Raw genomic sequence first — 485 nt, 5'->3', positions numbered from 1 at the left:
GCTTCTTCTGTTAGCTCTGCTCCATCAACGCGCACTTTACCGCGCATCGCTGGCAGGACTCCCGCCATAAGCCGTACGAGCGTTGATTTGCCCGAGCCTGATGGGCCAGCGATACCAAGAATGGTGCCTTGCGCAATGTTAAAAGAGACATTGCGTATTAACGGCTCCTCACCCTGTTCTGGCTTAGCATCCAGTGCTGGATGGGCAAACACATTTTGCAAACTTATCTGGCCTTGTAGCTCGGGCAATTGCGTTGCATTGCCACTCGCTTCATACGGGGCCATAAACTCCTTAAGGCGCGAATAAGACTCGCGTGCTTTACTTAGATTACGCCAGCCTTGAATGCTTTGCTCTACAGGCGCTAAAGCACGCGCAGCGATAATCGACGCTGCGATCATTACGCCAGCGGTACTCAAATCTTGAATAGTTAGATATGCGCCCATAGCAAGAATCGCGACCTGGATAAATTGGCGGAACACTTTAGC

Annotated in this window: 1 protein-coding gene; it reads right to left on the bottom strand. The window is 51.3% G+C overall.

What is annotated here, in order from left to right:
* The coding region (locus A3750_RS22900) for an ATP-binding cassette domain-containing protein (RefSeq protein WP_156498870.1) at nucleotides 1-443 on the bottom strand (443 nt) is incomplete at its 3' end.
* Nucleotides 444-485 lie beyond the last annotated feature (42 nt).

It is taken from the genome of Oleiphilus sp. HI0079 (genome assembly GCF_001635105.1).
This window is presented reverse-complemented; position numbering and strand designations above follow the sequence as displayed.